At 71.6% G+C, this 24610-nt stretch carries 21 protein-coding genes; 17 read left to right on the forward strand and 4 right to left on the reverse strand.

Going from position 1 to position 24610, the window contains the following annotated elements; genetic code table 11:
- Window positions 1-63: 63 nt before the first annotated feature.
- The 6 genes from FHX78_RS20925 (at window position 64) to FHX78_RS20950 (ending at window position 6492) form a co-directional block, all read left to right on the forward strand.
- Complete coding sequence (locus tag FHX78_RS20925) at window positions 64-975, forward strand: hypothetical protein (protein ID WP_145868954.1); 912 nt, start codon at window positions 64-66, stop codon at window positions 973-975.
- A gap of 192 nt (window positions 976-1167) precedes the next feature.
- Complete coding sequence (locus FHX78_RS20930; RefSeq protein WP_145868955.1) at window positions 1168-1701, forward strand: 2'-5' RNA ligase family protein; 534 nt, start codon at window positions 1168-1170, stop codon at window positions 1699-1701.
- Window positions 1702-2230: 529 nt separating this feature from the next.
- Window positions 2231-2986 carry a (5-formylfuran-3-yl)methyl phosphate synthase gene (locus tag FHX78_RS20935; RefSeq protein ID WP_145872088.1) on the forward strand — a complete coding sequence of 252 codons (756 nt, stop codon included), beginning with the start codon at window positions 2231-2233 and terminating at the stop codon, window positions 2984-2986.
- Between the two features lie 8 nt (window positions 2987-2994).
- The gene (locus FHX78_RS20940; RefSeq protein WP_145868956.1) at window positions 2995-4398 is read left to right on the forward strand and encodes an aldehyde dehydrogenase family protein; all 1404 of its coding nucleotides are present in this window, start codon (window positions 2995-2997) and stop codon (window positions 4396-4398) included.
- Between the two features lies 1 nt (window position 4399).
- Entirely contained in the window at window positions 4400-5506 is a 1107-nt protein-coding gene (locus FHX78_RS20945; protein WP_145868957.1) for an NAD(P)-dependent alcohol dehydrogenase, read from the forward strand.
- An 80-nt stretch (window positions 5507-5586) separates the two neighbouring features.
- On the forward strand, window positions 5587-6492 hold the full coding sequence (locus FHX78_RS20950) for a class I SAM-dependent methyltransferase (protein WP_145868958.1): 906 nt from the start codon (window positions 5587-5589) through the stop codon (window positions 6490-6492).
- Between the two features lie 150 nt (window positions 6493-6642).
- On the opposite strand, the gene FHX78_RS20955 is transcribed toward FHX78_RS20950, so the two are convergent.
- From FHX78_RS20955 to FHX78_RS20965, 3 genes are all read right to left on the reverse strand, one after another.
- Complete coding sequence (locus FHX78_RS20955; RefSeq protein ID WP_145868959.1) at window positions 6643-7176, reverse strand: EF-hand domain-containing protein; 534 nt, start codon at window positions 7174-7176, stop codon at window positions 6643-6645.
- 806 nt (window positions 7177-7982) lie between these two features.
- Window positions 7983-8348, reverse strand: a complete 366-nt coding sequence (locus tag FHX78_RS20960; RefSeq protein ID WP_145868960.1) for a beta/gamma crystallin domain-containing protein — start codon at window positions 8346-8348, stop codon at window positions 7983-7985.
- Window positions 8349-8438: 90 nt separating this feature from the next.
- Window positions 8439-9296, reverse strand: a complete 858-nt coding sequence (locus FHX78_RS20965; protein WP_229924173.1) for a hypothetical protein — start codon at window positions 9294-9296, stop codon at window positions 8439-8441.
- A gap of 278 nt (window positions 9297-9574) precedes the next feature.
- Here FHX78_RS20965 and FHX78_RS20970 point away from each other — a divergent pair, with 278 nt between their 5' ends.
- From FHX78_RS20970 to FHX78_RS21010, 9 genes are all read left to right on the forward strand, one after another.
- Window positions 9575-11869: an ATP-binding protein gene (locus tag FHX78_RS20970; RefSeq protein WP_145868962.1), complete on the forward strand. Its 2295-nt coding sequence runs from the start codon at window positions 9575-9577 to the stop codon at window positions 11867-11869.
- Window positions 11870-12088: 219 nt separating this feature from the next.
- The gene (locus tag FHX78_RS20975) at window positions 12089-13447 is read left to right on the forward strand and encodes a nitrate/nitrite transporter (protein ID WP_145868963.1); all 1359 of its coding nucleotides are present in this window, start codon (window positions 12089-12091) and stop codon (window positions 13445-13447) included.
- 120 nt (window positions 13448-13567) lie between these two features.
- A complete protein-coding gene (locus FHX78_RS20980; RefSeq protein WP_145868964.1) occupies window positions 13568-14719 on the forward strand; it encodes a uroporphyrinogen-III synthase in 1152 nt (383 codons plus the stop codon).
- 112 nt (window positions 14720-14831) lie between these two features.
- Window positions 14832-15425: a CGNR zinc finger domain-containing protein gene (locus FHX78_RS20985; RefSeq protein WP_145868965.1), complete on the forward strand. Its 594-nt coding sequence runs from the start codon at window positions 14832-14834 to the stop codon at window positions 15423-15425.
- A 281-nt stretch (window positions 15426-15706) separates the two neighbouring features.
- Entirely contained in the window at window positions 15707-16291 is a 585-nt protein-coding gene (locus FHX78_RS20990; RefSeq protein ID WP_037932079.1) for a sigma-70 family RNA polymerase sigma factor, read from the forward strand.
- 74 nt (window positions 16292-16365) lie between these two features.
- The gene (locus FHX78_RS20995; protein ID WP_280117370.1) at window positions 16366-17127 is read left to right on the forward strand and encodes an anti-sigma factor family protein; all 762 of its coding nucleotides are present in this window, start codon (window positions 16366-16368) and stop codon (window positions 17125-17127) included.
- A 60-nt stretch (window positions 17128-17187) separates the two neighbouring features.
- Window positions 17188-19485, forward strand: a complete 2298-nt coding sequence (locus FHX78_RS21000) for a HelD family protein (RefSeq protein WP_145868967.1) — start codon at window positions 17188-17190, stop codon at window positions 19483-19485.
- Window positions 19486-19927: 442 nt separating this feature from the next.
- The gene (locus FHX78_RS21005) at window positions 19928-21346 is read left to right on the forward strand and encodes an NAD-dependent malic enzyme (RefSeq protein WP_145868968.1); all 1419 of its coding nucleotides are present in this window, start codon (window positions 19928-19930) and stop codon (window positions 21344-21346) included.
- A 396-nt stretch (window positions 21347-21742) separates the two neighbouring features.
- Window positions 21743-22024: an HU family DNA-binding protein gene (locus tag FHX78_RS21010; protein WP_004987462.1), complete on the forward strand. Its 282-nt coding sequence runs from the start codon at window positions 21743-21745 to the stop codon at window positions 22022-22024.
- A gap of 85 nt (window positions 22025-22109) precedes the next feature.
- Here FHX78_RS21010 and murA read toward each other — a convergent pair whose 3' ends face one another.
- Window positions 22110-23456 carry a UDP-N-acetylglucosamine 1-carboxyvinyltransferase gene (gene murA / locus FHX78_RS21015; RefSeq protein WP_145868969.1) on the reverse strand — a complete coding sequence of 449 codons (1347 nt, stop codon included), beginning with the start codon at window positions 23454-23456 and terminating at the stop codon, window positions 22110-22112.
- A 254-nt stretch (window positions 23457-23710) separates the two neighbouring features.
- On the opposite strand from murA, the gene FHX78_RS21020 reads away from it, so the two are divergent.
- Together FHX78_RS21020 and FHX78_RS21025 are read left to right on the forward strand one after the other, a co-directional pair.
- Window positions 23711-24283 carry a YqgE/AlgH family protein gene (locus FHX78_RS21020; protein ID WP_167531811.1) on the forward strand — a complete coding sequence of 191 codons (573 nt, stop codon included), beginning with the start codon at window positions 23711-23713 and terminating at the stop codon, window positions 24281-24283.
- 30 nt (window positions 24284-24313) lie between these two features.
- Window positions 24314-24604 (forward strand): DUF3039 domain-containing protein, encoded by a 291-nt coding sequence (locus FHX78_RS21025; protein WP_142195067.1) that lies wholly within the window; start codon window positions 24314-24316, stop codon window positions 24602-24604.
- Window positions 24605-24610: the final 6 nt, after the last annotated feature.

Here is a 24610-nt window from a genome sequence, read left to right on the forward strand (position 1 = left end):
ACCGGCATGCCACACTGCCCCCTGTTGCGTAAGTGAACAGAGCGGCCAGGGGGGCGTGTACGGATGAGCAAGCGGCAGACGCAGAAGATGCTGCGGTTGATGGCGAGCGGGGAGCCGGTCGAGCTCACCAGCGCGATGGCATCCGTGAAGAAGCTCGCCAGACTCGCCTTCACGGCCCAGCAGTTCGGGTACGAGTACGCGGACGTGCGGCAGGGCGGCGGGAACAACAGCCAGCTGAAGATGCTGATCGTGCCCGATCACAGTCCGCAGGCCCGCGCCCGGGCCGCGCAGAACTGGGCGCAGTACCCGAACGCCGGTGACGGGATCTCCCTGCCGCCCCTCGTGCCGGACGCCTTCGAACTGCTCAAGGCCCGCATCAACTTCGACCTCACCGGCAAGAGCGCCGAGAAGCGGATGGGGTACGGGGCCCTCGGTGTCTCCATCGGCTCTGTGCTCTTCGCCTACCAGGCGGGCGGCTCGTCCGACGACTTCGTCGTCGCGGCCGTGGTGTGGCTGGTCGTCATGGCGATCCTCGGCATCGGCTTCGTCGTCACCCGCAAGCGCAACGCCAAGTTCGCGGCCCGGTTGCAGGCGGCCGGATTCGCCCCGGTGACGGACGAGACCGGCCGGGTCCGCTACCTGCCCCCGGGCGGCCAGATGCCGGGCCACGGCAATCCCTTCGCCGGCGGCCCGTACGGCGCCCCCGGCACGGTCCCCGGTTACGGCCATCAGCCGCCTCAGCCCCACCAGCCCTCGATGCCGTACCCCCAGCAGGCCCCGGGGCCGTACGCCCCCCAGGCCCCGGCCGCCTACGGCACCCCGCCCGTGCCCACCCCGTACGGCGCCCCGCCCCAGCCCCCGGCCCAGGCTCCCGGCCCCTACACCCCGCAGCAGCCCCAGCAGCCCCCGTACGGGCAGCCCGCCCAACCGCCCCACCCCCAGCAGAACCCGCACTGGCAGCCCCCGCAGCACTAGGGCCTGTCGCTTGGATCATGCCGGCGTCGCGGAGCGTGGCACGCGCATCTGCCGCGTCGTCGTCGGTTGCCGACTCCCCCACGCTCGGCTCCGCTCGCGTGGGGGGACCCCCATCGCGTCGCCGCCCTCCTCGGTGGCTCCGTATGGGGTCGCAGACCTCGCTCCGCGGGCGATCGCCGTTAGGCTGCGACGGTGCGCACGGTCGAGATCCTGTTGGACGAGGCGGCAGAGCTGGCGGTCCGGGAGGCCTGGCGGCGGCTCGCGGACGCGGGACTGCCCAGTCAGGCGCGCCACCGCTCACCGACCAACAGCCCGCACCTCACCCTGGCCACCTGTCCGGAGCTGACCGCCCCGATCCGCTGGGAGCTTGCCGAGGTGGCCGCCTCCCTGCCGCTGCCGGTGCGGTTCACCGGCCTGGTCCGCTTCGAACGGCCCACCTCGGTGCTGGCCTGGGCGCTGGACCTCGACTCCGCGCTGGCCTGCTTGCAGCGCAGGGTGTGGGAGGCGGTGGCCTCGGACAGTCCGCCCGAGACCCTCAACCCGCTCCATGAGCCCGGGCGCTGGAGCCCGCACATCACCCTTGGCCGGACCCGGCGGGCCGGTGCCTTCACCGACCGGCGGGTCTCTGAGCTGCTGCCGGAGCCGCCGCTGTCGGCCCGGCTCACCACCCTGCGCAGTTACGACACCCGGAGCGGCGCTCTGGAGGTGCTGGAGCCCCGCCCCTGAAGGCTGTGTTCCACCCGGCCGGTCGGCAGTGGTGCCATGGCCCTGGGGAGTGGACGGTGGGGACGGATCGTTCCGGACGGCCTGTGGGCGTCGCGAGGCCGTTGGCGCGGGTGCGCCCGCAGGGGGGGGCGGGGTCGCCTCGGACGTCGATGATGAGGCCGCTCCGCGTCGCGATCACCTCGCGCCGGCAACCCGTGGGCATGCCCCCGGCTGTCTCGAAGGGGCCTCATCGCGGGTGGGGAGCACAACAGCGAGGTCACCGGCCGACCCACCGGACCGGGGCCGTCCCCACGGACGCGTGGACGGCCCCGACGTCCACCGGCCGGAGGCGCACGAGCCGGACGATCGCGTGCCGGTCCACGCCGGTGCGCGCGGCCCACTGCGCGAGGGCACGAGCGCCACGGGCCAACTCCGCACGCCCTACCAGCGCCCGGGGGCGGCGGAAATGATGAGCCCACCGCACACGAGCCACGTCATCCGCGATCCCCTGCGCCTCGGCCGGGCGGACCGGCGGCGGAAGGAGTTCACGGTGTTGCTTCTCATCTCCCCGGACGGTGTCGAGGAAGCCCTCGACTGTGCCAAGGCGGCGGAGCACCTCGACATCGTCGACGTCAAGAAGCCCGACGAGGGCTCGCTCGGCGCCAACTTCCCCTGGGTCATCAGGGAGATCCGCGACGCGGTGCCGACGGACAAACCGGTGTCCGCCACCGTGGGAGACGTCCCGTACAAGCCCGGCACGGTGGCCCAGGCCGCGCTCGGCGCGGTCGTCTCCGGCGCCACGTACATCAAGGTCGGCCTCTACGGATGCACGACGCCCGGTCAGGGCATCGAGGTCATGCGCGCGGTCGTCCGGGCGGTGAAGGACCACCGCCCCGAAGCGCTCGTCGTCGCCTCCGGCTACGCCGACGCCCACCGGATCGGCTGCGTCAACCCGCTCGCCCTGCCCGACATCGCCGCCCGCTCCGGCGCCGACGCCGCCATGCTCGACACCGCGGTCAAGGACGGGACGCGGCTGTTCGACCACGTGCCGCCGGACCTGTGCGCCGAGTTCGTCCGCCGGGCCCACGCGTCCGGTCTGCTCGCCGCCCTCGCGGGCAGTGTCGAACGAAGCGACCTCGGCGCGCTGACCCGCATCGGCACGGACATCGTGGGTGTGCGGGGAGCGGTCTGCGAGGGCGGCGACCGCGACGCCGGACGGATCCAGCCCCACCTGGTGGCCGCCTTCCGGGCGGAGATGGACCGGCAGGCCCGGGAGCAGGCGGCCGGCGTCCCGGCCGCGAACTGACCACCGGCATGCCGGCCTCCGAGCCCGACCGCGTCCCTGGCCACCGAGCCGCGCGTTTCCCCGTCGTCGACCCGGCCACCGGGAAGACCTTCGACGAGGCCCCCGACCAGCAGCCGGACGAGCTGGACTCCGTGGTCGACCGGGCCCGGCGGGCCTGGCACGGCTGGCGCGCCGACCCCGCCGCCCGCACCACCGCGTTGCGCGTGGCGGCCGACGCCGTGGAGGCAGCCGGCGAGGAACTCGCCCGGTTGCTCACCCGGGAGCAGGGCAAGCCCCTGACCGAGTCGTACGCGGAGATCGCCCGTACGGCGGCCCGCCTGCGCCACTTCGCCGACCTCGCCCCGAGGACCCGGCGCATCACCGACGGCCGGCCCGTGGACAGCGAGATCCGCTGGCGATCCCTCGGACCCGTCGCCGCGATCGTGCCGTGGAACTTCCCCCTTCAGCTCGCGGCGGCCAAGTTCGCGCCCGCGCTCGCGGCGGGCAACACCGTCATCCTCAAACCGTCCCCCTTCACCCCGCTCGCCACCAGGCTGCTCGGTTCCGTCCTCGCCACCGTCCTGCCCGAGGACGTGCTGACGGTCGTCACCGGCCGCGAACCGCTCGGCGCCCGCCTCGCCTCCCACCCCGGCATCCGCCACGTCACCTTCACCGGCTCGGTGCCCACCGGGCGGACCGTGGCCGAAGCGGCGGCGTCCTCGCTCGCCCGGGTCACCCTGGAGCTGGGCGGCAACGACGCCGCCGTCCTGCTGGACGACGTCGAGGTGGACCGGATCGCGGACCGGCTGTTCTGGGCCGCCTTCCGCAACTGCGGACAGGTCTGCATGGCGGTCAAACGCGTCTACGCCCCGGCCCGGCTCCACGCCCAGGTCGTCGAAGCCCTCGCCGAGCGCGCCAGGACCGTCGTCGTCGGGCCCGGCCTCGACCCGGACACCCGGCTGGGACCGGTCAACAACGCCCCCCAGCTGGCCCGGGTCGAGCAGATCACGCGGCGGGCCCTGGCGGACGGCGCCCGGGCGGCGGCCGGCGGCCACCGGCCGGCCGGGCGGGGGAACTTCTTCGCCCCCACGATCCTCACCGACGTCCCGCCCGACAGCCCGGTGGTGACCGAGGAGCAGTTCGGTCCGGTCCTGCCCGTACTGCCGTACCGGAGCCTCGACGAAGCCGTCGACGCCGCCAACGGCACCGGCTTCGGACTGGGCGGGTCCGTGTGGGGCACCGACCTCGACCGGGCCGAGGCGGTGGCCGACCGGCTCGAATGCGGCACGGCCTGGATCAACCACCACGCCGAACTGTCCCTCGCCCAGCCCTTCGCGGGCGTCAAGGACAGCGGCGTCGGCGTGGCGGGCGGAGCGTGGGGGCTGTACGGCAACCTGCGGCCGTTCGTCGTCCACCGTCCGCAGGAGGTGTGAGGTGAGGTTCCAGGCGGCCGTACTGCGCTCGTACGAGGATCCGTTCACGCTCGAGGAGGTGGCCCTGCGGACGGAACCCGCCGCCGGTGAGATCCTGGTCCGGATCGCCGGCTGCGGGATGTGCCGGACCGACCTCGGGGTCCGGCGAGCGGCCGGCAGCAGCCCGCTGCCGGCGGTGCTCGGCCACGAGGGGGCCGGGGTCGTGGTGCGGACGGGCGGCGGCCCGGACACCACGATCGGCGTGGGTGACCACGTCGTGCTGAGCTTCGACTCCTGCGGGCACTGCCGCAACTGCCGCGGCGCGGCCCCTGCCTACTGCGACTCCTTCGCCTCCCTCAATCTCTTCGGGGGACGCGCACAGGACGCGCCGCGGCTCACCGACGCGGCCGGGGAAGCGCTGGCCCCCCGGTGGTTCGGCCAGTCCTCCTTCGCCGAGTACGCACTCGTCTCGGCCCGCAACGCCGTTCGGGTCGACCGAGCACTGCCCGTCGAACTGCTCGGGCCGCTCGGCTGCGGGTTCCTCACCGGCGCCGGAGCCGTGCTGAACACCTTCGCCGCCGGCCCGGGTGACACCGTCGTCGTCATCGGCGCGGGAGCCGTGGGTCTGGCCGCGGTGATGGCGGCCACCGCCGCCGGCGCGCTGACCGTGGCCGTGGACCGGCACCCCCGGCGGCTGGCCCTGGCCGAGCGGTTCGGCGCGATCCCGCTGCCCGCCGAGACGGCCGGACTGGCCGAGTGGATCCGGCGGGTCAGCGACGGCGGCGCGCAGTACGCGCTCGACACCACGGCCTCAGCCCCGCTCATCAACGACGCGCTCCGGGCACTGCGCCCCACCGGCAGCCTCGGCCTGGTGGCACGGATCCGCACCGCGCTGCCGCTCGAACCGGGCACGCTCGACCAGGGCCGCAGCATCCGCCACATCTGCGAAGGGGACGCCGTCCCCGCACTGCTGATACCGCTGCTGACCCGGCTCTGGCAGGCCGGACGCTTCCCCTTCGACCAGCTCATCCGCACCTACCCGCTGGCCGACATCAACGAGGCCGAGCGCGACTGCGGCGCCGGCCGCGTGGTCAAACCCGTCCTGCTCCCGACCGGAAGGAGCCGGTGAGCGCGGCCCCCAGCATCGCGGACCCACCGCATCCGACGAGCAGGAAGCTCGTGGTCCCCACTTCCGTCAACGGAGGAGACATGACCGGCACGGCACCGCAGCAGACGGACGTGGAAGGCGTGGACGGAGGTGTGGGCCTGACCGCCTTCCTGGTCGCCGCGGCACGGGCGATCGAGACCTACCGCGACGACAGCCTGGCTCAGGACACCTACGCGGAACACTTCGTGCGCGCTGCCCCGGCGTGCGCGGACTGGCCGGTGCGCATCCAGCGGGTCCCGGAGGGGGACGGCAACCCGCTGTGGGGGCGGTTCGCCCGCTACTTCGGCCTGCGGACCAGGGTCCTCGACGACTTCCTGCTCCGGTCGGTCCGGACGGGCCCCCGGCAGGTGGTCCTGCTGGGAGCGGGGCTGGACACGCGCGCCTTCCGGCTGGACTGGCCGTCCGGCTGCGAGGTCTTCGAGGTCGACCGGGCGGGCGTGCTGGAGTTCAAGCACCAAGTGCTCACGGACCTGGCGGCCACCCCAAAGGTGAAGCGCGTCACCGTACCGGCCGACCTGCGCGCGGACTGGGTCGGCGCGCTGACCAACGTCGGCTTCGACCCCGCGGCACCGAGCGTCTGGCTGGCCGAGGGACTCCTCTTCTACCTGCCGGGCCCCGCCGAGACGTACCTCGTCGACATGGTGGACAGGCTGACCACCGAAGGCAGCGCCCTGGCCTTCGAGGCCAAGCTGGAGAAGGACCTGATGCTGTACCGCGACAGCCCGATCTACACGGCGACGCGAGAACAGACCGGTATCGACCTGCTCCACCTCTTCGACAAGGGGCCGCGACCCGACTCCGCGGGCGACCTGACGGCCAAGGGCTGGTCCACCTCGATGTCCACGCCCTTCGACTTCACCCGTCGGCACGGACGTGGCCCCCTCCCCGAGCCGAACGACGCACTGGAGGGAAACCGGTGGGTGTTCGCGTACAAGTCACGGCCATGAGGCCCGCAGCGCTCACGACGACGTCAGCACGGGAGCCGGGGACGGGGCCTGCCGCGGGCCCGCACGGCGGGACGCGTCCCGGTGGAGGGGCAGCCCGGTCGTGTCGCAGCGGTTGCCGCCCGCGCCCGGCGCTGCCCCTCACGGGCCGTGTCAGACGGACCGGGCGGCCACGAGCCGGTCGCCCGGGATCCCGGCCAGGTCCGGCGCGTAGTAGTCCTCGATGCCGGCGGCCCACGTACCCACGGTGATGCGGTCCTCGGCGTCCGGGCCGAAGGCGTCGAAGAGGGCGTGGATGTTCGCCTCCTCGAAGCCGATCGCCGTCATCAGGGACACGAAGAGGGGGCGCTCGATCAGACCGTCCCCGTCGGGGTCGCCGAGTGCGGCGAGAGCCTCGGCGAACTCGGTGATCGTGGGGCCGAAACGCTCGGGGTCGAGCACGAACGGACGGAACTCGTCCACGGTGATCACACCGTCGCCGTTGGCGTCCAGTTCAGTGGCCAGCGTCGTCCAGTAGCGGCGGAACGCCGCCCGGATGGCGGCCTTGGCGCCGTCGTCCGACGCGGCCGCCGCCTCCAGAACACGGCCCGTCATCAGGTCGAAGTCTCCGGAGTCGATTACTCCGTTGCCGTTGGCGTCGAAGAGGGAGAAAACCAGTTCAACCCGCTTGGCGGCCTCAGTCCGCATGTCCATCACCTGTCTTCTGTGACCCGACGACTCCGGGCCTGTCCCATGAGTGCCTCTACGTGACCGTGTGGCCGGCACACGCCCGACCCCGCGCGTGTAGCGGCCATGACCCATGGAACCGCCCTGAGGAGCCGCGAGATCTCGGTCTTCGCTTGTGGTGACAGAAAGACTGCCGAATGAGCGTGTGTGACAGGTCGGATGCCTCACCTGCGACAACCAGACCGCTTCGACTGATCCCGTTCATCAGCTCACATGATTCCGCTTCCCTGGTAGGGAGTTGGGGGAGGAGGAACGGCGCCCGCGCCGGCCGAGCAGCCCGGCCATGTGGCGTTCGCGACCACATGGCCGGGTCCCTGCTGTCGGCCGATCTCACCGATGCCATCGGCTTGACCGGTGCCTTCGCCGATGCACTACGTCGACTGCGTCCGCGCGGGACCGGACACGGCCCGGGCCGGGTGGCGGTGAATCCGGCGGGTGCCCGTTTCCGCCGGTTGTCAGAGGATCCTGATGCGGTATGCCCTGACCCCACCTGGGTGGTTCGGCCAGGTCATCTCGGTGTACTTGCCGATCGGCTGCTCGGGCTGCCACCTTCCGTCCATGGAGGGCAGGTCCTGCGCCGGGCCCCCGGAAACGGATCGCCGTGGACGTGGCCAGGTGTGGTCGTTTCCGGGCCGTCCCGCCGGCGCGGCTGTCTGGATACCGGCCTCGCGAGCCCCCCGGCGGGGCTGCGGACACAGCTCCGCCAGGGGACGTTACGACTGTTCGGGCCGAACGGACAGGACCACGCCCCCGCTACCACTGACGGTTCAGAGGATCTTGATTCCGGTGACGCTGACCCCACCCGGGTGATTCGGCCAGGTGAAGACGGTCCACTTGTTGATCGGGGTGTCGGGCTGCCACCTTCCGTCCCCGTGCCACTGGACCCGGTTGTTGCCGGTCGAGATCTTCGTGATCCACCAGCCCCTGGCGAATTCCAAGGTTCCGGCGTTGGCGTAACACAAGGTCTGGGTGGGTCCCAGGGTCGGGTGGATGTCGATGTGCAGGAACTCACCCGTACTGCACGGTACCTTGCCGATCGCGGACGCCTGCGTCGTGGTGGCAAGGGTGAGTGAGGTCGCCGCCACGACGGTCGTCAGCGCGGACAGGACCACTCGTTTGGCTGCTTGGTTCATGGAAGTTCTCCTTCTCGTGTCGTGCTGGAGGGCCGGACGGTGGTGCGGTCTGGCACAGTGCCGTCCGGAGTCGAGGGGTGAGGCTCCGATTCAGGTCGTGTTTGACGCGGCCAGGAGGTGTGCGGCCCGGTCGACCTGCGCCTGAACCTGTTTCTTGTAGCCAGTCAGGACTTCGGCGTTGGCGGATATGAGCTGCTGCTGGTATCCGGTGAGGACGGCGAAGTAGACGGCGGCCAGATTCGATGACCGCGTGCAGGACTCGTCGGCCGTGGCCGCGGCGATCTCCTTCGCGGTCGCCTTCTCGGCGTTCAGGAAGCCGTTGGCCAGCTCCTCGGGATCGTCGGCCGGATGTCCCGCCGTGCTCATGCAGTCCGACCAGCGTTCACGCGCGGCACCGACCCGGCTGTCGGCGGCCGCCTGCTGGAACGACTGTCCGAACAAGTCCTGGGTGAGCTTCCAACCCCGGGTGCCGGCGAGAGAGGGCACTTGCTTGTCGGCCTTGTCCCAGCAGGCGTTGTAGTCCTTCAATTCCCGGCCGGTCGGGCCTTGGGTGGCTGAAAGGGGCACGGCGACGTGGAAACCGATGCGCTTGGCGGTCGCACTGCCGATGTAGCCCCAGGCGCCGGCCGGGTGGATCGCTTCTTTTTCTTCTTTCGTCTTCGCGGCAGCCCGGGTCTTCTTCTGGCCTGAATAGCTGGTGTATCCCCGGTTCTGCATACAGCGGGCGACCAGCGCCTCGTTTGTCCGGTGCAGCAGGACGTCGTCCTGCTCGGAGGTGCCGTAGGCGGACAGCGGGACGCCCGTCAGACCGTCGTATCCGGTGGCGGGCGCTGTCGAAGTGGCCGCGATGGCCGGCGGGGTCGGCGTCACGTGCGCCGTGCTGTCGGTGAGGTCCGCGGAGCAGCCGATGGTCAGCAGACCGGCGGCGATCGCCGCGATGGAGGTCATTCCCATGACGGGCCGTACGGCTCGCCGCGCGCCGGGGGCAACTCGAACGGTTCTCATGCTGGACGTGCCCTTTCCGGGAGCAGAAGCGCGGTGCCGGCCGCGGGGAAGACCAATCGGATTTGGTCGGACGAGTGCTTTATGGACAGATGCATTCACCACCTGATCGGGACGGATGTGACAAGTAGACTGCTCCTCACGATCGATGCCCAGGCAGAACAGCAGGCACAAGTACCGCCGGTACGAAATGCCTGCGCGCATACTCGGCGGAGAAGCGGACGTTGGACAGCTCGTTAGGGGCGCTCTTACGGCGCCTGCGGCATGCCGCCCAAATGACCATCGAGGAGTTGTCGCACGCTTCCGGGGTCAGCGTGCGAGCGATCGGCAACCTGGAGCGCGGTGAGAGCCTCGGGCCGCAGCGCGCCACCGTGATCGCACTCGCGGACGCGCTACGACTGACCGGTGAGTGTCGCGACGAGCTACTGCGGGCCGCCCGCTCCGGTCAGCGCCGCAACCCGGCACCGGCCCCGGGGCTGATGGCGATGCCTCGCGCGGTGCCCGACTTCACCGGCCGCGGCCAGGAGGTGGGCTGGCTGGCCTCGCTCACGGACGGTTCGCGGGACGAGCCGGCGCCCATCGTCGTGATCTCGGGCCAGCCGGGGGTCGGCAAGACCAGCTTGGCGGTGCACGCCGTCAGTAAGCTGTCGCACCGTTTCCCCGACGGGTACTTCTTCGTCGACCTGCGCGGCCTGGAGGCACGGCCGCTGGACCCCGGCGTCGTTCTGGAACGGCTGATCCGCGCCCTGGCGCCGACCCGGCATCGGCTGCCGCTCGATGTGGGGGACCGGGCGGCCCTGTACCGGTCCGTGGTTGCCGAGCGCCGGATCGCCGTGGTGTTGGACAACGTGGCGGACGAGGCCCAGGTACGTCCCCTGCTGCCGGCGACCGGCGCGGTCCTGACAGTGATCACCAGTCGTCGGCTGCTCACCGGCTTGGAAGGGGTGGCCCGGCTCCCACTGCCGCCACTGCCTGACACGGAAGCCCGCCACCTGCTGGAGCACCTGATCCCCGGCCTACCCACTGCCGACCACGCCACCGACGCGATATCGCGACTGGCGCACTCCTGCGGCAACCTCCCACTGGCCCTGCGGATCGTCGGCAACCGCATGGCCAGCCGCCCCGACTGGTCACCCGACCGGCTCGCAACCCGTCTCGAGGGCGAGGAACGCCGTCTGGACGCACTGACCGCCGGCGACCTGGAGGTCACCGCGGCTTTCGAACTGTCCTACGCACAGCTGTCCGGCGCCGCGCGACAACTCTTCCGACGACTGTCCCTGATGCCGGGACCGCACTGTGGCCCCCGACTGGCCTCAGTGCTGGGAGGGCTGCCGGACGCCGACACGGAGGACGCCCTGGACGAGCTGGTCGAGCTCGGTCTGCTCCAGTCGGGTTTCACCGCGCGCTACCGGCTGCACGACCTCATCCGGATCTTCGCCCGACGGCGACTGGAGCAGGAGGAGCCCGAGGACGAGCGCGCCGCCGCCGAGACACGAGCGGTGGACTGGCTGTTGGACACGGCGATCGCGGCCGGCCGCTGGTTCGACCCGGACTACGACAAGACCCTCCCCGAGCACTGGGACGACCGCGCGCAGCTGGACTCCCCTGAGGCCGCACAACAATGGTTGATGACCGAGGCCGACGGCTGGCTCGCCGCGCTGGAACTGGCTGCCGCCACCGGAAGGTGGCAACGGGTGGTCGACGTGGCCGAAGCCATGCACTGGTTCTCCGACCGCTGGATCCACTGGGGCTACTGGCCCCGGATATTCACCCTGTCCAGCAACGCCGCCGCCGAGCTGGCCGACCATACCGCCGCCGCAACGCATTTGAACTACCTCTCCTGGGCGCACAACACGTGCCTCGGCGACACCGCGGGAGCGAGCGACTGCGCCCGTCGAGCCCACGCGGAAGCGGTCACGGCCGGGGACCTGCGACAGCAGGCGTGGGCCGACTCGTACCTGGCGGTGGCGCTGTTGAAGGCCGGGGATGCCCATGGCGCGCTGCCGCTGGCTGCCCGGGCGATGAGGGGCTTCCGCACCGTGAACGACCGAGAAGGCATGGTCATGCACGCGCTGTCCACCCTGGGCAGAGCGCTCGAGCGCACCGGGAAGCCGGGTGAGGCGCTGCGTGCCTACAGGCAGAGACTCACACTGGCGTCCGACCCGGCCACCGCGCCGTCGCCCGAGATCGCGGGAATGACACGGGTATCGGCGGCACGCGACATCGGCCTGCTGCACATCACGCAGGGAAGGTGGCGGGAGGCGATCGCGACACTCGAGCCGGCCGTCGCCTGGGAACAGGCCTCGAACATTCCCCAATGGCAGGCGCAGATGTACGCGGCGCTCGGCCGGGCACGCCGGGAACTGGGGCAGACCGAAGGCGCGTTGGCCGACGTGGACCGCGCCATCGCGATCCATGAGCAGATCGGTGACGACAACGCCGTAAAGGCCATCCAGGCCCTGCGCAACGGTTTGGGCCCGGACCCGAGCACTCGATCGACAACGGAAACGACATCATGAACCTAGCAGTCCCCGCAGTCCCCGCAGCGCCGGACGGGACCCGGCACCTCACCGCCCCGCCCCGCCCGGCGCCGGACACCTCTCACCCCGCCCCCGCCGGTGGTGAGAGCAACGTTCCCTACCGGTCACCGCCCGCCACAGACCGGAAACGCTCCCTCCCTACCTTCGGGATCAGCCCCTCGCGGCACCGTCCGCACCCCGGAGAACAGTGGAGGCGTCATGACAGCCCGCAGCGGTCGCTGGATCCAGCACTGGGATCCGGAGGACGAGACCTTCTGGAACACCACCGGTGAGAAGACCGCCCGCCGCAACCTCCTCTTCTCCGTGCTGTCCGAGCACATCGGCTTCTCCATCTGGACGATGTGGTCCGTGCTGGTGCTCTTCATGGGCCCCGAGTACGGACTGACGCCCGCCGACAAGTTCCTGCTGACGTCCATGGTCACCCTGGTCGGCGCCGTGGTCCGGGTCCCGTACACCTTCGCGGTCGCGGTCTTCGGCGGACGGAACTGGACGATCGTCTCCGCCGGACTGCTGCTGGTGCCGACGGTCGCCGCGTTCGCCGTGATGGAGCCGGGGACGTCCTTCTCCACGTTCCTACTGGTCGGCCTGCTGGCCGGGATCGGCGGCGGCAACTTCGCCTCCTCCATGACCAACATCAACGCCTTCTTCCCGCTGCGGAAGAAGGGCTGGGCGCTGGGCCTGAACGCCGGCGGCGGCAACATCGGCGTCCCGGTGATCCAGCTCGCCGCCCTCGCCATCATCGGGGCGAGCGGCGGACCGAGGGTGCTGCTCGGCATCTACATCCCGCTGATCGCCGTCGCCGCCGTGCTCGCCGCGCTCTACATGGACAACCTGGCCTCGGTGAAGAACGACACCGGTGCCGCCAAGGACGCCGCGCGGGACGCGCACACCTGGATCATGTCCTTCCTCTACATCGGTACCTTCGGTTCGTTCATCGGCTACAGCTTCGCCTTCGGGCAGGTGCTGCAGAACCAGTTCGACCGCACCCCGCTCGAAGCCGCCTACGTCACCTTCATCGGTCCGCTGCTCGGCTCGCTGATCCGCCCGGTGGGCGGCTCGCTCGCCGACCGGTACGGCGGCGCGCGGATCACGCTGTGGAACTTCGTCGCCATGGGCGCGGCGACCTCCGTGCTGATCGTCGCCTCCATGCAGAAGTCGCTCGCGCTGTTCACCGTCGCCTTCGTGGTGCTGTTCGTGCTGACTGGCCTCGGCAACGGCTCGACGTACAAGATGATCCCCGGCATCTTCCAGGCGAAGGCGCTGGCCAAGGGGCTCGGGGGCGAGGAGGCGGCCGCGTACGGGCGGCGGCTGTCCGGGGCGTCCATGGGGCTGATCGGCGCGGTGGGCGCGCTCGGCGGGGTCGGCATCAACCTGGCCTTCCGCCAGTCCTTCCTCTCCTACGGCTCCGGCACCGGCGCGTTCGTCGCCTTCCTCGCCTGCTACGCCGTCTGTTTCGCGGTCACCTGGGCGGTATACCTTCGCCGCCCCGCGGCCGGGCGGACCGGCACGACCGCCGCCTCCGAGGAGAAGCCGCAGCTCAGCTACGCCAGGGTGTGACGTAACACTGGTGACATGATGCCGAACCGAGCCCGTCACGGATCGTTGACAGGCTCGATCGGCATGGAGGTGGAGCCGCACCTCCGTGCAGTACGCCGACTCGAGTGCGGGACGAGAGCCATGGACGACGAACGACAACGCCCCGACCACGGGCCACTCGCGGGCTTCACCGTGGGGGTGACCGCGGCGCGCCGGGCCGACGAACTGGGCGCGCTGCTGGAGCGGCGCGGAGCCGTCGTGCTGCACGCCCCGGCCCTGCGGATCGTGCCGCTCGCCGACGACAGCGAGCTGCTGGCCGCCACCAAGGACATCATCGGGCAGGTCCCGGACATCGCGGTCGCCACGACGGCGATCGGTTTCCGGGGGTGGGTGGAGGCCGCCGACGGCTGGGGACTCGGCGAGGACCTGCTGGCGCGGCTGCGCGGGGTGCGGATCCTGGCGCGCGGGCCCAAGGTGAAGGGCGCGATCCGGGCCGCCGGACTGACCGAGGAGTGGTCGCCGGCGTCGGAGTCGCTGGCCGAAGTGCTCGACCGGCTGCTGGAGGAGGGCGTCGACGGGCTGCGCATCGCCGTCCAGCTGCACGGTGAGCCGCTGCCCGGGTTCGTGGAGTCGCTCAGGGCCGGGGGAGCGGACGTGGTGGGCGTGCCCGTCTACCGGTGGCTGCCGCCGGAGGACATCGGGCCCGTCGACCGGCTCCTCGACGCGGCCGTCGCCCGGACGCTGGACGCGGTCACCTTCACCAGCGCGCCCGCCGCCGCGTCCCTGCTGTCGCGCGCCGAGGAACGCGGGCAGCTCGACGACGTGCTCGCTGCCCTCGGCCACGACGTGCTGTCCGCCTGCGTCGGCCCGGTCACCGCGCTGCCGCTGCAGGCCCGCGGCATCGACACCGTCCAGCCCGAACGCTTCCGGCTCGGCCCGCTCGTCCAGCTGCTCTGCCAGGAACTGCCCGCCCGCGCCCGCTCGTTGCCCCTGGCCGGGCACCGGGTGGAGATCCGGGGGCACGCGGTCCTGGTGGACGGCGTGCTCCGGCCCGTACCGCCGGCCGGGATGTCGCTGCTGCGGGCGCTGGCCCGGCGGCCCGGCTGGGTCGTCGCCCGCGCGGAACTGCTGCGCGCCCTGCCGGGCGCGGGCCGCGACGAGCACGCGGTGGAGACCGCCATGGCCCGCCTGCGTTCCGCCCTCGGCACCCCGAAGCTGATCCAGACGGTCGTCAAGCGCGGCTACCGCCTCGCCCTGGACCCGGTGGCGGAGTCGAAGTACGCGGACGGGTGAGCGCGGCGCGAGGGGTTCCAGGGACCGCTGCGGGCGGGCACTGTGGGAGGGGAACGGTTTCCCGGATCGCTCACCGGCCCCGCGCGGGGCCAACCTAGGCGGTGGCAGGAACATGGCACTGGGTACGGTCACGGCGCCCTACGAGCCGAGGTTCGACACCGGGCGGATCTGCCTGGATCTGCTCGCGACCGCCCATCCCGGCGAACGGATCGACTCAGTGGCGGCGCTGCGCGCCTGGATCACCGGCTCCGGGCTCGTGCCCCAGGGCACCGCGCTGGCCCACGCCGACCCCTCCTGGCCAGTGGCGTTCCGTGAACTGCGCGCGCAGATCGGGTCGTTGGTGCGCGGCCGGCCCGCGCCCGGTGTCCCCTCGTACGACCTCGCGCTCGCCCGGGTCAACGAACTCGCCCGCGCCGCGCCCCCGGCGCCCCGCGCGGTGCCGGGCGAGGACGGCGCGCTGGTGCGCGGGCTGGACGGTCCGCCCGGCCGGGCCGCCCTGCTCGCGGTGATCGCGCGGGACGCGGTGGACCTGCTCACCGACCCCGCCGCGCGGGCGAGCCTGCGGCAGTGCGAGGGCGACAACTGCCCGATCGTGTACGTCGACACCTCCCGGGGGCGCCGGCGGCGCTGGTGCTCCAGCGAGGTCTGCGGCAACCGCGAACGGGTGGCCCGCCACCGCCGCCGCGCGGCGCTCGCGCGGGCCTGAGTCCCCCTCGGGTGCGCCGGGGGGCGGTATCCGCGCGCGGGCAGCGATCGGGCGCCGAAGTGACCTCCGTTACAGCGCTGTTCGCCGCGCTCACGGCGTGAGCAGCGTCACAGTCCCGTCGTTGTGTCGGATATGTAAAGAAGTGGCGGGGGGAATGTGGCCTCATGTCCCGGTCGTCACCTCGTCCCCCCAGAAAACCGTCCCCTCGCTTTGAACACCCCACCCGCACCGTCCGTACCGGTTGTCGAGCGACCGACTGGGGGATCCCCCGGACACCGGAGGTGGGCGTGCGCAAGGATGCGGCCGTGGCCAATGAGCGTGGATCGAGGGCCCGACATCGCATGTCCTCACAGCCCTCGGAACCCGATGAGGAGCTGATGCGCGCGCTGTACCGCGAGCACGCCGGACCTCTGCTGGCCTACGTCCTGCGGCTGGTCGCCGGAGACCGGCAGCGCGCGGAGGACGTCGTGCAGGAGACGCTCATCCGTGCCTGGAAGAACGCCGGTCAGCTCAATCGGGCGACCGGTTCGGTACGCCCCTGGCTGGTGACGGTCGCCCGGCGCATCGTCATCGACGGCCACCGCAGCCGGCAGGCCCGGCCGCAGGAGGTCGATCCGTCGCCGCTGGAGGTCATCCCCGCGGAGGACGAGATCGACAAGGCGCTGTGGCTGATGACGCTGTCGGACGCGCTCGACGACCTGACCCCGGCCCACCGGGAGGTCCTCGTCGAGACGTACTTCAAAGGGCGTACCGTCAATGAGGCGGCACAGACGCTCGGCATACCCAGCGGCACGGTCCGCTCCCGGGTGTTCTACGCCCTGCGGTCGATGAAGCTGGCTCTGGAGGAGCGGGGGGTGACGGCGTGATGGGTGTGTACGGGGGAAACCAGGGATTCGGCACGGGCGGTACGGGTATGTCTGGTGCCATGGAGGGATCACCGGTGCCGAACGAGCACGAGACCGTCGGTGCCTACGCCCTCGGGATTCTCGACGACGCCGAAGCGACCGCGTTCGAGGCGCACTTGGCGACCTGCGAATGGTGCGCCCAGCAGCTCGACGAACTGGCCGGGATGGAACCGATGCTGGCCGCGCTCGCGGACCTGCCCGGCACCGGCACGCCCGCGCTGGGCGAGTCGCTGTCCGCCAAACCCTCCCCGCGCGTGGTGGAGAAGCTGGTCGACGAGGTCGCCGAGCGCCGCGCCCGCAAGCGCCGCCGCAACTTCTACATGGTGGCCGCCGCGGGCGCGCTGATCGTCAGCGGTCCCTTCGTCGCCGTGGCGGCGAGCGGCGGGGGCGACGAGGGCGGGCCCAGGAGCGGCACCGGGCAGACGCTCGCCGCGAACCCGGCCAAGGACGCCTTCGACAAGGCCTCCGACAGGATCTCGGCCACCGACCCCGGTACCAAGGTCTCCGCGACCGTGGCGCTGGAGGAGAAGACCTGGGGCACCGGGACGGTCCTCGAACTGAAGAACGTCACGGGTCCGCAGAAGTGCTCGCTGATCGCCGTCGGGAAGAACGGCGAGCGCGAGACCGTCACGTCCTGGTCGGTGCCGGACTGGGGCTACGGGCTGCCGGACGCCAAGACGGACAAGGCCAGGCAGCCGCTGTACATCCAGGGCGGCGCCGCGTTCGAGCCGAACGAGATCGACCACTTCCAGGTCATGACCTTCGACGGCAAGCTGCTCGTCGAGGTCGACGCGTAGCCTCACGGGGTCCCCTTCGCGTACGGTTGACGGCTGCCCAGCACGTCAGAAGGGGGCCCGGTGGCCGCTCAGGCTCAACAGGAATCCGCGGTCGACCCGGTTCACGACTCCGTTCGCGACCGGGAGATCAGCGTGGAACAGGAACACCTGGACCGGGTGTACCGGCGCCTCGAGGAGAAGATCCACGAGGCGGAGTTCCTCATGGCCGACGCCGCCCGGCGCGGCCAGGTCGGCACGCCCGGCGCCCTCGCCGAGCGGGACGCCCAGGTCTTCCGGGCCGGCATCCACCTCAACCGGCTGCACAACGAGTACGAGGACTTCCTCTTCGGCCGGATCGACCTGCTGCCCGGCAGGGACGGCAAGAAGGGCCCCGACGGCGCCTACACCGCCGTCGAGCCCGCCGAGGGCGCCGTGCGCCCCGACAACACCGCCGACATCGCCGAGACCCTGCACATCGGCCGGATCGGCGTCCTCGACGAGGACTACAGCCCGCTGGTCATCGACTGGCGGGCCCCGGCGGCCGCCCCCTTCTACCGGTCCACCCCGGTCGACCCCGGCCGGGTGGTGCGGCGCCGCGTGATCCGCTCCAAGGGCCGCCGGGTCCTCGGCGTCGAGGACGACCTGATGCGGCCCGAGCTGACCGCGTCCCTCGACGGCCACGAACTGCCGGTGATCGGCGACGGCGCCCTGATGGCGGCGCTCGGCCAGGCCCGTACGCACACCATGCGCGACATCGTCGCCTCCATCCAGGCCGAGCAGGACCTGGTGATCCGCGCCCCCGCCGCCTCCGTCACCTACGTCGAGGGCGGGCCCGGCACCGGCAAGACCGCCGTCGCCCTGCACCGCGCGGCCTACCTCCTCTACCAGGACCGGCGCCGGTACGCGGGCGGCATCCTGATCGTCTCGCCCACCCCGCTCCTCGTCGCCTACACCGAGGGCGTGCTGCCCTCCCTCGGCGAGGAGGGCCAGGTCGCCGTCCGGGCCATCGGCTCGCTGGTCGAGGGCGCCGAGGCGACGCTGTACGACTCCCCGTCGGTGGCCCGCGCCAAGGGCTCGTACCGCATGCTCAAGGTGGTGCGCAAAGCCGCGCGGGGCGCCCTGGAACGCGCCGACGCGCCGACCCGGCTGCGGGTCGTCGCCTTCGGCCGGCGCCTGGAACTGGAGGCGGAGGAACTGGCCGCCGTCCGCCGCGCCGCCCTCGGCGGCACCGCCCCGGTCAATCTGCTGCGCCCCCGTGCCCGCAAGCTGCTCCTGGACGCCCTGTGGGAGCGCTCCGGCGCCGCCGGCCGGCACACCGACCCGGAACTCGCCGCCGAGCTGCGCTCCTCCTTCGACGAGGACATCACCTCCGAGGACGACTTCACCGCCTTCCTCGACGCCTGGTGGCCCGAGCTGACCCCGGCCGCCGTCCTGGACGCCATGGCCGACGAGAAGCGGCTGGGCCGCTGGGCCCGCCGCATCCTCAACCCCGGCGAGGTCCGCAAGGTCGCCCGCTCGCTGAGGCGGGACGGGCGCTCCGTCCACGACATCGCCGTTCTCGACGAGCTCCAGGCCGTCCTCGGCACCCCCGCCCGCCCCCGCAGGCAGCGGGAGATGGACCCGCTGGACCAGCTCACCGGCCTGGAGGAGCTGATGCCGGTGCGCGAGGAGACCCAGCGCGAGCGGGCCGAGCGGCTCGCCCAGGAGCGCGTCGAGTACGCCCACGTCATCGTGGACGAGGCGCAGGACCTCACCCCGATGCAGTGGCGCATGGTCGGCCGCCGCGGACGCCACGCCACGTGGACGGTCGTCGGCGACCCGGCCCAGTCCTCCTGGTCCGACCCGGACGAGGCCGCCCAGGCCCGCGACGAGGCCCTGGGCACCCGCCCGCGCCGCCGCTTCGAGCTGACGGTGAACTACCGCAACCCGGCGGAGATCGCCGAGCTGGCGTCCAGGGTGCTCGCCCTCGCCATGCCCGGGTCGACCTCGCCGAGGGCGGTGCGCTCCACCGGTGTGGAGCCGCGGTTCACGGTCGTGGCGGACTCGCTGGGCGCGACCGTGCGCGCGGAGGCGGCCCGGCTGCTGGACCGTGTGGAGGGCACCGTCGGCGTGGTCGTCGCCATGCAGCGCCGCGAGGAGGCGCGGCGCTGGCTCACCGGGCTCGGCGACCGGGTGGTGGCCCTCGGCAGCCTGGAGGCCAAGGGGCTGGAGTACGACGCGACGATCGTCGTCTCCCCGGCCGAGATCGCCGACGAGTCACCGGCCGGCCTGCGGGTCCTGTACGTCGCCCTGACCAGGGCGACCCAGCAGCTCACGGTGGTGTCGCAGGAGCGCGACGAGCCGGACGCGGCCGGGGTGCCGGACCTGCTGAGGGACTGAACCGGCGCGGCGGGACGGCCGCGTGAAAAAGCGCTTGCGTCACGGGGAATGGCCTTACCGGATCCGTTTGTTAGCCTTGGTGTGGCACCGGCCCGATCCAAGCCCCCGGGCCCAACCTTCGTCGCTACGAGCGACCACTTGCCGCGAGGCGAGCATGGCGGGTCGGTGCCACTGAGCGTGTGAGAGAGGCCCATGTCACGGGAAGTGACGTGGGCCTCTTTCGCTGCCCGGGGCCCTTCCCCGGCCCCGATTGTCTCTCGTATGGTGGAAACCACATTCCAAAAGCGCCGCTGGTGCTCGCCGTTACCCGGTCGGCCGGCGAACAAAACGTTCTCAATCCGGGGCGGCTACCGCGTACTCAGGGGTAGGTGCGACGATCGGACGGCACAACGCTGTGACACACAGCGGCGCAGCGACACGGTGAAAGCAGAGGAAGTCGGCCATGGCAACGGCGCCCAGCGTCTCCTACTCGATGACCATCCGGCTGGAGGTGCCCGCCAGCGGAACAGCGGTCTCCCAGCTCACCGGGGCCGTCGAGTCCCACGGAGGTTCGGTGACCGGCCTCGACGTCACGGCGTCCGGCCACGAGAAGCTCCGTATCGACGTCACCATCGCGGCCACCTCCACCGCCCACGCCGACGAGATCGTCGAGCAGCTGCGCGGCATCGAGGGCGTCACCCTGGGCAAGGTCTCCGACCGTACGTTCCTGATGCACCTCGGCGGCAAGATCGAGATGGCGTCGAAGCACCCCATCCGCAACCGTGACGACCTGTCCATGGTCTACACCCCGGGCGTGGCCCGGGTCTGCATGGCGATCGCCGAGAACCCCGAGGACGCCCGCCGCCTCACCATCAAGCGCAACTCCGTTGCGGTCGTGACGGACGGCTCCGCCGTGCTGGGCCTGGGCAACATCGGCCCGAAGGCCGCGCTGCCGGTGATGGAGGGCAAGGCGGCCCTGTTCAAGCGGTTCGCCGGCATCGACGCCTGGCCGATCTGCCTCGACACCCAGGACACCGACGCGATCGTCGAGATCGTCAAGGCCATCGCCCCGGGCTTCGCCGGCATCAACCTGGAGGACATCTCCGCGCCGCGCTGCTTCGAGATCGAGGCCCGGCTGCGCGAGGCCCTGGACATCCCCGTCTTCCACGACGACCAGCACGGCACCGCGATCGTCGTCCTGGCGGCCCTCACCAACGCGCTGCGCGTCGCCGGCAAGGCGATCGAGGACATCCGCGTGGTCATGTCCGGCGCCGGCGCGGCGGGCACCGCCATCCTGAAGCTCCTGCTCGCGGCGGGTGTGAAGAACGCGGTGGTGGCCGACATCCACGGCGTGGTGCACGCGGGCCGCGAGGACCTGGTCGACGCCGCTCCGGAGTCGGCGCTGCGCTGGATCGCCGACAACACCAACCCCGAGGGCCTGACCGGCACCCTGAAGGAGGCCGTGCGCGGCGCGGACGTCTTCATCGGCGTGTCCGCCCCGAACGTCCTCGACGGCGACGACGTGGCCGCGATGGCGGACGGCGCGATCGTGTTCGCGCTCGCGAACCCCGACCCCGAGGTGGACCCGGCAATCGCCCGTCAGACGGCGGCCGTTGTGGCCACCGGCCGCTCCGACTTCCCCAACCAGATCAACAACGTGCTGGTGTTCCCGGGCGTCTTCCGCGGTCTGCTGGACGCCCAGTCCCGCACCGTCAACACCGAGATGATGCTGGCCGCCGCGCAGGCGCTGGCCGACGTGGTGACCGAGGACGAGCTGAACCCGAACTACATCATCCCGAGCGTCTTCAACGACAAGGTCGCGGGCGCGGTCGCCGGTGCGGTGCGCGACGCGGCGAAGGCGGCGGCGGCCTCGGCGGTGTAGCAGCACCGGACGCGGCGGGGGCTGTGAGGATCGCCACGGCCGGTTCGAACCCGGCGCGTCGTGGAACCCGTAGGTCCTGGCAGCCCTCTAGGGTGGCGGCCAGACCCGGGCTCCGGCCCCTGCTGTCCGCTGCCGGAAGCGGACGGAGCGTCACCGTGTGGAGGCCGTGGCGCTCTTCGTGTGACTCCCTCGGGTGTTCTCACGACTCCTGCGGGTGCCGGATTGGCGCTACCGCCGCAGGTAGAGGCAGGATGCGTCCCTGGGCGCGAGGGTCTGACGACGGACCCGGGTCCGGGGACTCACCGAGGAACCTGGCAGCATCGGCTTCGCCGTGCCCGACATGCGGCTCCGCCGCGTGGCACGCCTCAACGGCAAGAAGAACACGGGAGTAACAACATGAACCGCAGTGAGCTGGTGGCCGCGCTGGCCGACCGCGCCGAGGTGACCCGCAAGGACGCCGACGCCGTGCTGGCCGCGTTCGCCGAGGTCGTCGGCGACATCGTCTCCAAGGGCGACGAGAAGGTCACCGTCCCCGGCTTCCTGACCTTCGAGCGCACCCACCGTGCCGCTCGCACCGCGCGCAACCCGCAGACCGGTGAGCCGATCCAGATCCCGGCCGGCTACAGCGTGAAGGTCTCCGCGGGCTCCAAGCTCAAGGAAGCCGCCAAGGGCAAGTAAGGGCGCGCCCCTCAGGGGCTGTACCGACGCCGATGGGGCGGTCACCCGGTTGTGGTGACCGCCCCATCGGCGTGTGGGCGAGGGGTCAGGCGAGGGCCTTGCCCGGCAGCTCCACCTTCGCTCCCAGCTCCATGAGCTTCTCCATGAAGTTCTCGTAGCCGCGGTTGATCAGGTCGATGCCGTGCACGCGGGACGTGCCCTGGGCGGCGAGGGCGGCGATCAGGTAGGAGAAGCCGCCGCGCAGGTCGGGGATGACCAGGTCGGCGCCCTGCAGCCGGGTCGGTCCCGAGACGACCGCGGAGTGGAGGAAGTTGCGCTGGCCGAAGCGGCAGTCGGAGCCGCCCAGGCACTCGCGGTACAGCTGGATGTGCGCACCCATCTGGTTGAGCGCGGAGGTGAAGCCGAGCCGGGACTCGTAGACCGTCTCGTGGATGATGGACAGGCCCGTGGCCTGGGTCAGCGCGACCACCAGCGGCTGCTGCCAGTCCGTCTGGAAGCCCGGGTGGACGTCCGTCTCCAGCGCGATGGACTTGAGCTGCCCGCCGGGGTGCCAGAAGCGGATGCCCTCGTCGTCGATCTCGAAGGCGCCGCCGACCTTGCGGTAGGTGTTGAGGAACGTCATCATCGAGCGCTGCTGGGCGCCGTGGACGTAGATGTTGCCCTCGGTGGCCAGCGCCGCCGACGCCCAGGAGGCGGCCTCCAGACGGTCGGGCAGGGCGCGGTGGGTGTAGCCGCCGAGCTTGTCCACACCGGTGATGCGGATCGTCCGGTCGGTGTCCATCGCGATGATCGCGCCCATTTTCTGCAGGACGCAGATCAGGTCCTCGATCTCCGGCTCCACCGCCGCGTTGGACAGCTCGGTGACGCCCTCCGCGAGCACCGCCGTCAGCAGCACCTGCTCGGTCGCGCCGACGGACGGGTACGGCAGCTGGATCTTGGTGCCGCGCAGCCGCTGCGGCGCCTCCAGGTACTGGCCGTCCGCCCGCTTCTCGATCGTGGCGCCGAACTGCCGCAGCACGTCGAAGTGGAAGTCGATGGGCCGGCCGCCGATGTCGCAGCCGCCCAGACCGGGGATGAACGCGTGCCCGAGCCGGTGCAGCAGCGGGCCGCAGAACAGGATCGGGATGCGCGAGGAACCCGCGTGGGCATCGATGTCGGCGACGTTGGCGCTCTCCACGTACGTGGGGTCGAGCACCAGCTCGCCGGGTTCCTCACCCGGACGGACCGTCACACCGTGCAGTTGCAGCAGACCCCGTACGACGCGGACGTCACGGATGTCCGGAACGTTGCGCAGACGGCTCGGGGCGCTGCCGAGCAGCGCGGCGACCATGGCCTTCGGTACGAGGTTCTTCGCACCGCGGACACGGATCTCGCCCTCCAGCGGGGTTCCGCCGTGGACAAGCAGTACGTCATCAGCGTCGTTGACGGTCATGAATCTCGCGTTCCGTGGGGAGTGGGGCAGGGGCCAGAAGGGAAAGGGTAATCGCCCCGCACCCCCCTTCCGTAAGCCCGAGGAGGGCGGGGGACGGTCATGGGTCTGTCACAACACGAACCGTTCCCCGGCGGCCACGGGCGGTCACCACCACCCCCGTGCGCCGGGCATGCTCTCGTCCGCCCTGAGCTGCCTTCACCCCCGTACCCCCGTTGCCTCCCCATGCGGGAGCGAGATGCGGGATCATGTCTGGCATGACCGAGGTGTCCTCGCTCACAGGGCGGCTGCTCGTGGCCACTCCCGCCCTGGCGGACCCGAACTTCGACCGCGCGGTGGTGCTCCTCCTCGACCACGACGAGGAGGGCTCCCTCGGTGTCGTCCTCAACCGCCCCACCCCGGTGGACGTGGGCGACATCCTGGAGGGCTGGGCGGACCTGACCGGTGAGCCCGGCGTGGTCTTCCAGGGCGGTCCGGTGTCGCTGGACTCGGCCCTCGGGGTCGCCGTCGTCCCGGGCGGGGCGGCCGGGGAGACCGCGCCGCTGGGCTGGCGCCGGGTGCACGGCGCGATCGGACTGGTCGACCTGGAGGCGCCGCCGGAGCTGCTCGCCTCCGTCCTCGGCTCCCTGCGCATCTTCGCCGGTTACGCCGGCTGGGGCCCCGGCCAGCTGGAGGACGAGCTGGTGGACGGCGCCTGGTACGTGGTGGAGTCGGAGCCCGGCGACGTGTCCTCGCCGTCGCCCGAGCGGCTCTGGCGCGAGGTGCTGCGCCGGCAGCGCAACGAGCTGGCGATGGTGGCCACGTATCCGGACGACCCTTCGCTCAACTGATGGCTGTGAGCTTCAGTACCCTTGGCTGTTATGAGCACTCTTGAGCCCGAGCGCGGGACTGGTACGGGGACCCTCGTCGAGCCGACGCCGCAGACCTCCCACGGCGACGGTGACCACGAGCGCTTCGCCCACTACGTCCAGAAGGACAAGATCATGGCGAGCGCCCTCGACGGGACGCCCGTCGTGGCGCTGTGCGGCAAGGTGTGGGTGCCCGGCCGCGACCCGAAGAAGTACCCGGTGTGCCCGATGTGCAAGGAGATCTACGAGTCCATGGGTGCCGGTGACGACAAGGGCGGCAAGGGCGGCAAGGGCGACAAGTAGCCCTCC

The sequence above is a fragment of the Streptomyces capillispiralis genome (assembly GCF_007829875.1).
In the GTDB taxonomy this organism is placed as follows: Bacteria; Actinomycetota; Actinomycetes; order Streptomycetales; family Streptomycetaceae; genus Streptomyces; species Streptomyces capillispiralis.

Bases quoted from the DNA above. Each gene is read 5' to 3' on its own strand.
- FHX78_RS20925 (WP_145868954.1), top strand. From the start codon at position 64: ATGAGCAAGCGGCAGACGCAGAAGATGCTGCGGTTGATGGCGAGCGGG.
- FHX78_RS20940 (WP_145868956.1), top strand. From the start codon at position 2,995: ATGCCGGCCTCCGAGCCCGACCGCGTCCCTGGCCACCGAGCCGCGCGT.
- FHX78_RS20950 (WP_145868958.1), top strand. From the start codon at position 5,587: ATGACCGGCACGGCACCGCAGCAGACGGACGTGGAAGGCGTGGACGGA.
- FHX78_RS20955 (WP_145868959.1), bottom strand. From the start codon at position 7,176: ATGCGGACTGAGGCCGCCAAGCGGGTTGAACTGGTTTTCTCCCTCTTC.
- FHX78_RS20960 (WP_145868960.1), bottom strand. From the start codon at position 8,348: ATGAACCAAGCAGCCAAACGAGTGGTCCTGTCCGCGCTGACGACCGTC.
- FHX78_RS20965 (WP_229924173.1), bottom strand. From the start codon at position 9,296: ATGACCTCCATCGCGGCGATCGCCGCCGGTCTGCTGACCATCGGCTGC.
- FHX78_RS20975 (WP_145868963.1), top strand. From the start codon at position 12,089: ATGACAGCCCGCAGCGGTCGCTGGATCCAGCACTGGGATCCGGAGGAC.
- FHX78_RS20980 (WP_145868964.1), top strand. From the start codon at position 13,568: ATGGACGACGAACGACAACGCCCCGACCACGGGCCACTCGCGGGCTTC.
- FHX78_RS20985 (WP_145868965.1), top strand. From the start codon at position 14,832: ATGGCACTGGGTACGGTCACGGCGCCCTACGAGCCGAGGTTCGACACC.
- FHX78_RS21005 (WP_145868968.1), top strand. From the start codon at position 19,928: ATGGCAACGGCGCCCAGCGTCTCCTACTCGATGACCATCCGGCTGGAG.
- FHX78_RS21010 (WP_004987462.1), top strand. From the start codon at position 21,743: ATGAACCGCAGTGAGCTGGTGGCCGCGCTGGCCGACCGCGCCGAGGTG.
- murA (WP_145868969.1), bottom strand. From the start codon at position 23,456: ATGACCGTCAACGACGCTGATGACGTACTGCTTGTCCACGGCGGAACC.
- FHX78_RS21020 (WP_167531811.1), top strand. From the start codon at position 23,711: ATGACCGAGGTGTCCTCGCTCACAGGGCGGCTGCTCGTGGCCACTCCC.
- FHX78_RS21025 (WP_142195067.1), top strand. From the start codon at position 24,314: ATGAGCACTCTTGAGCCCGAGCGCGGGACTGGTACGGGGACCCTCGTC.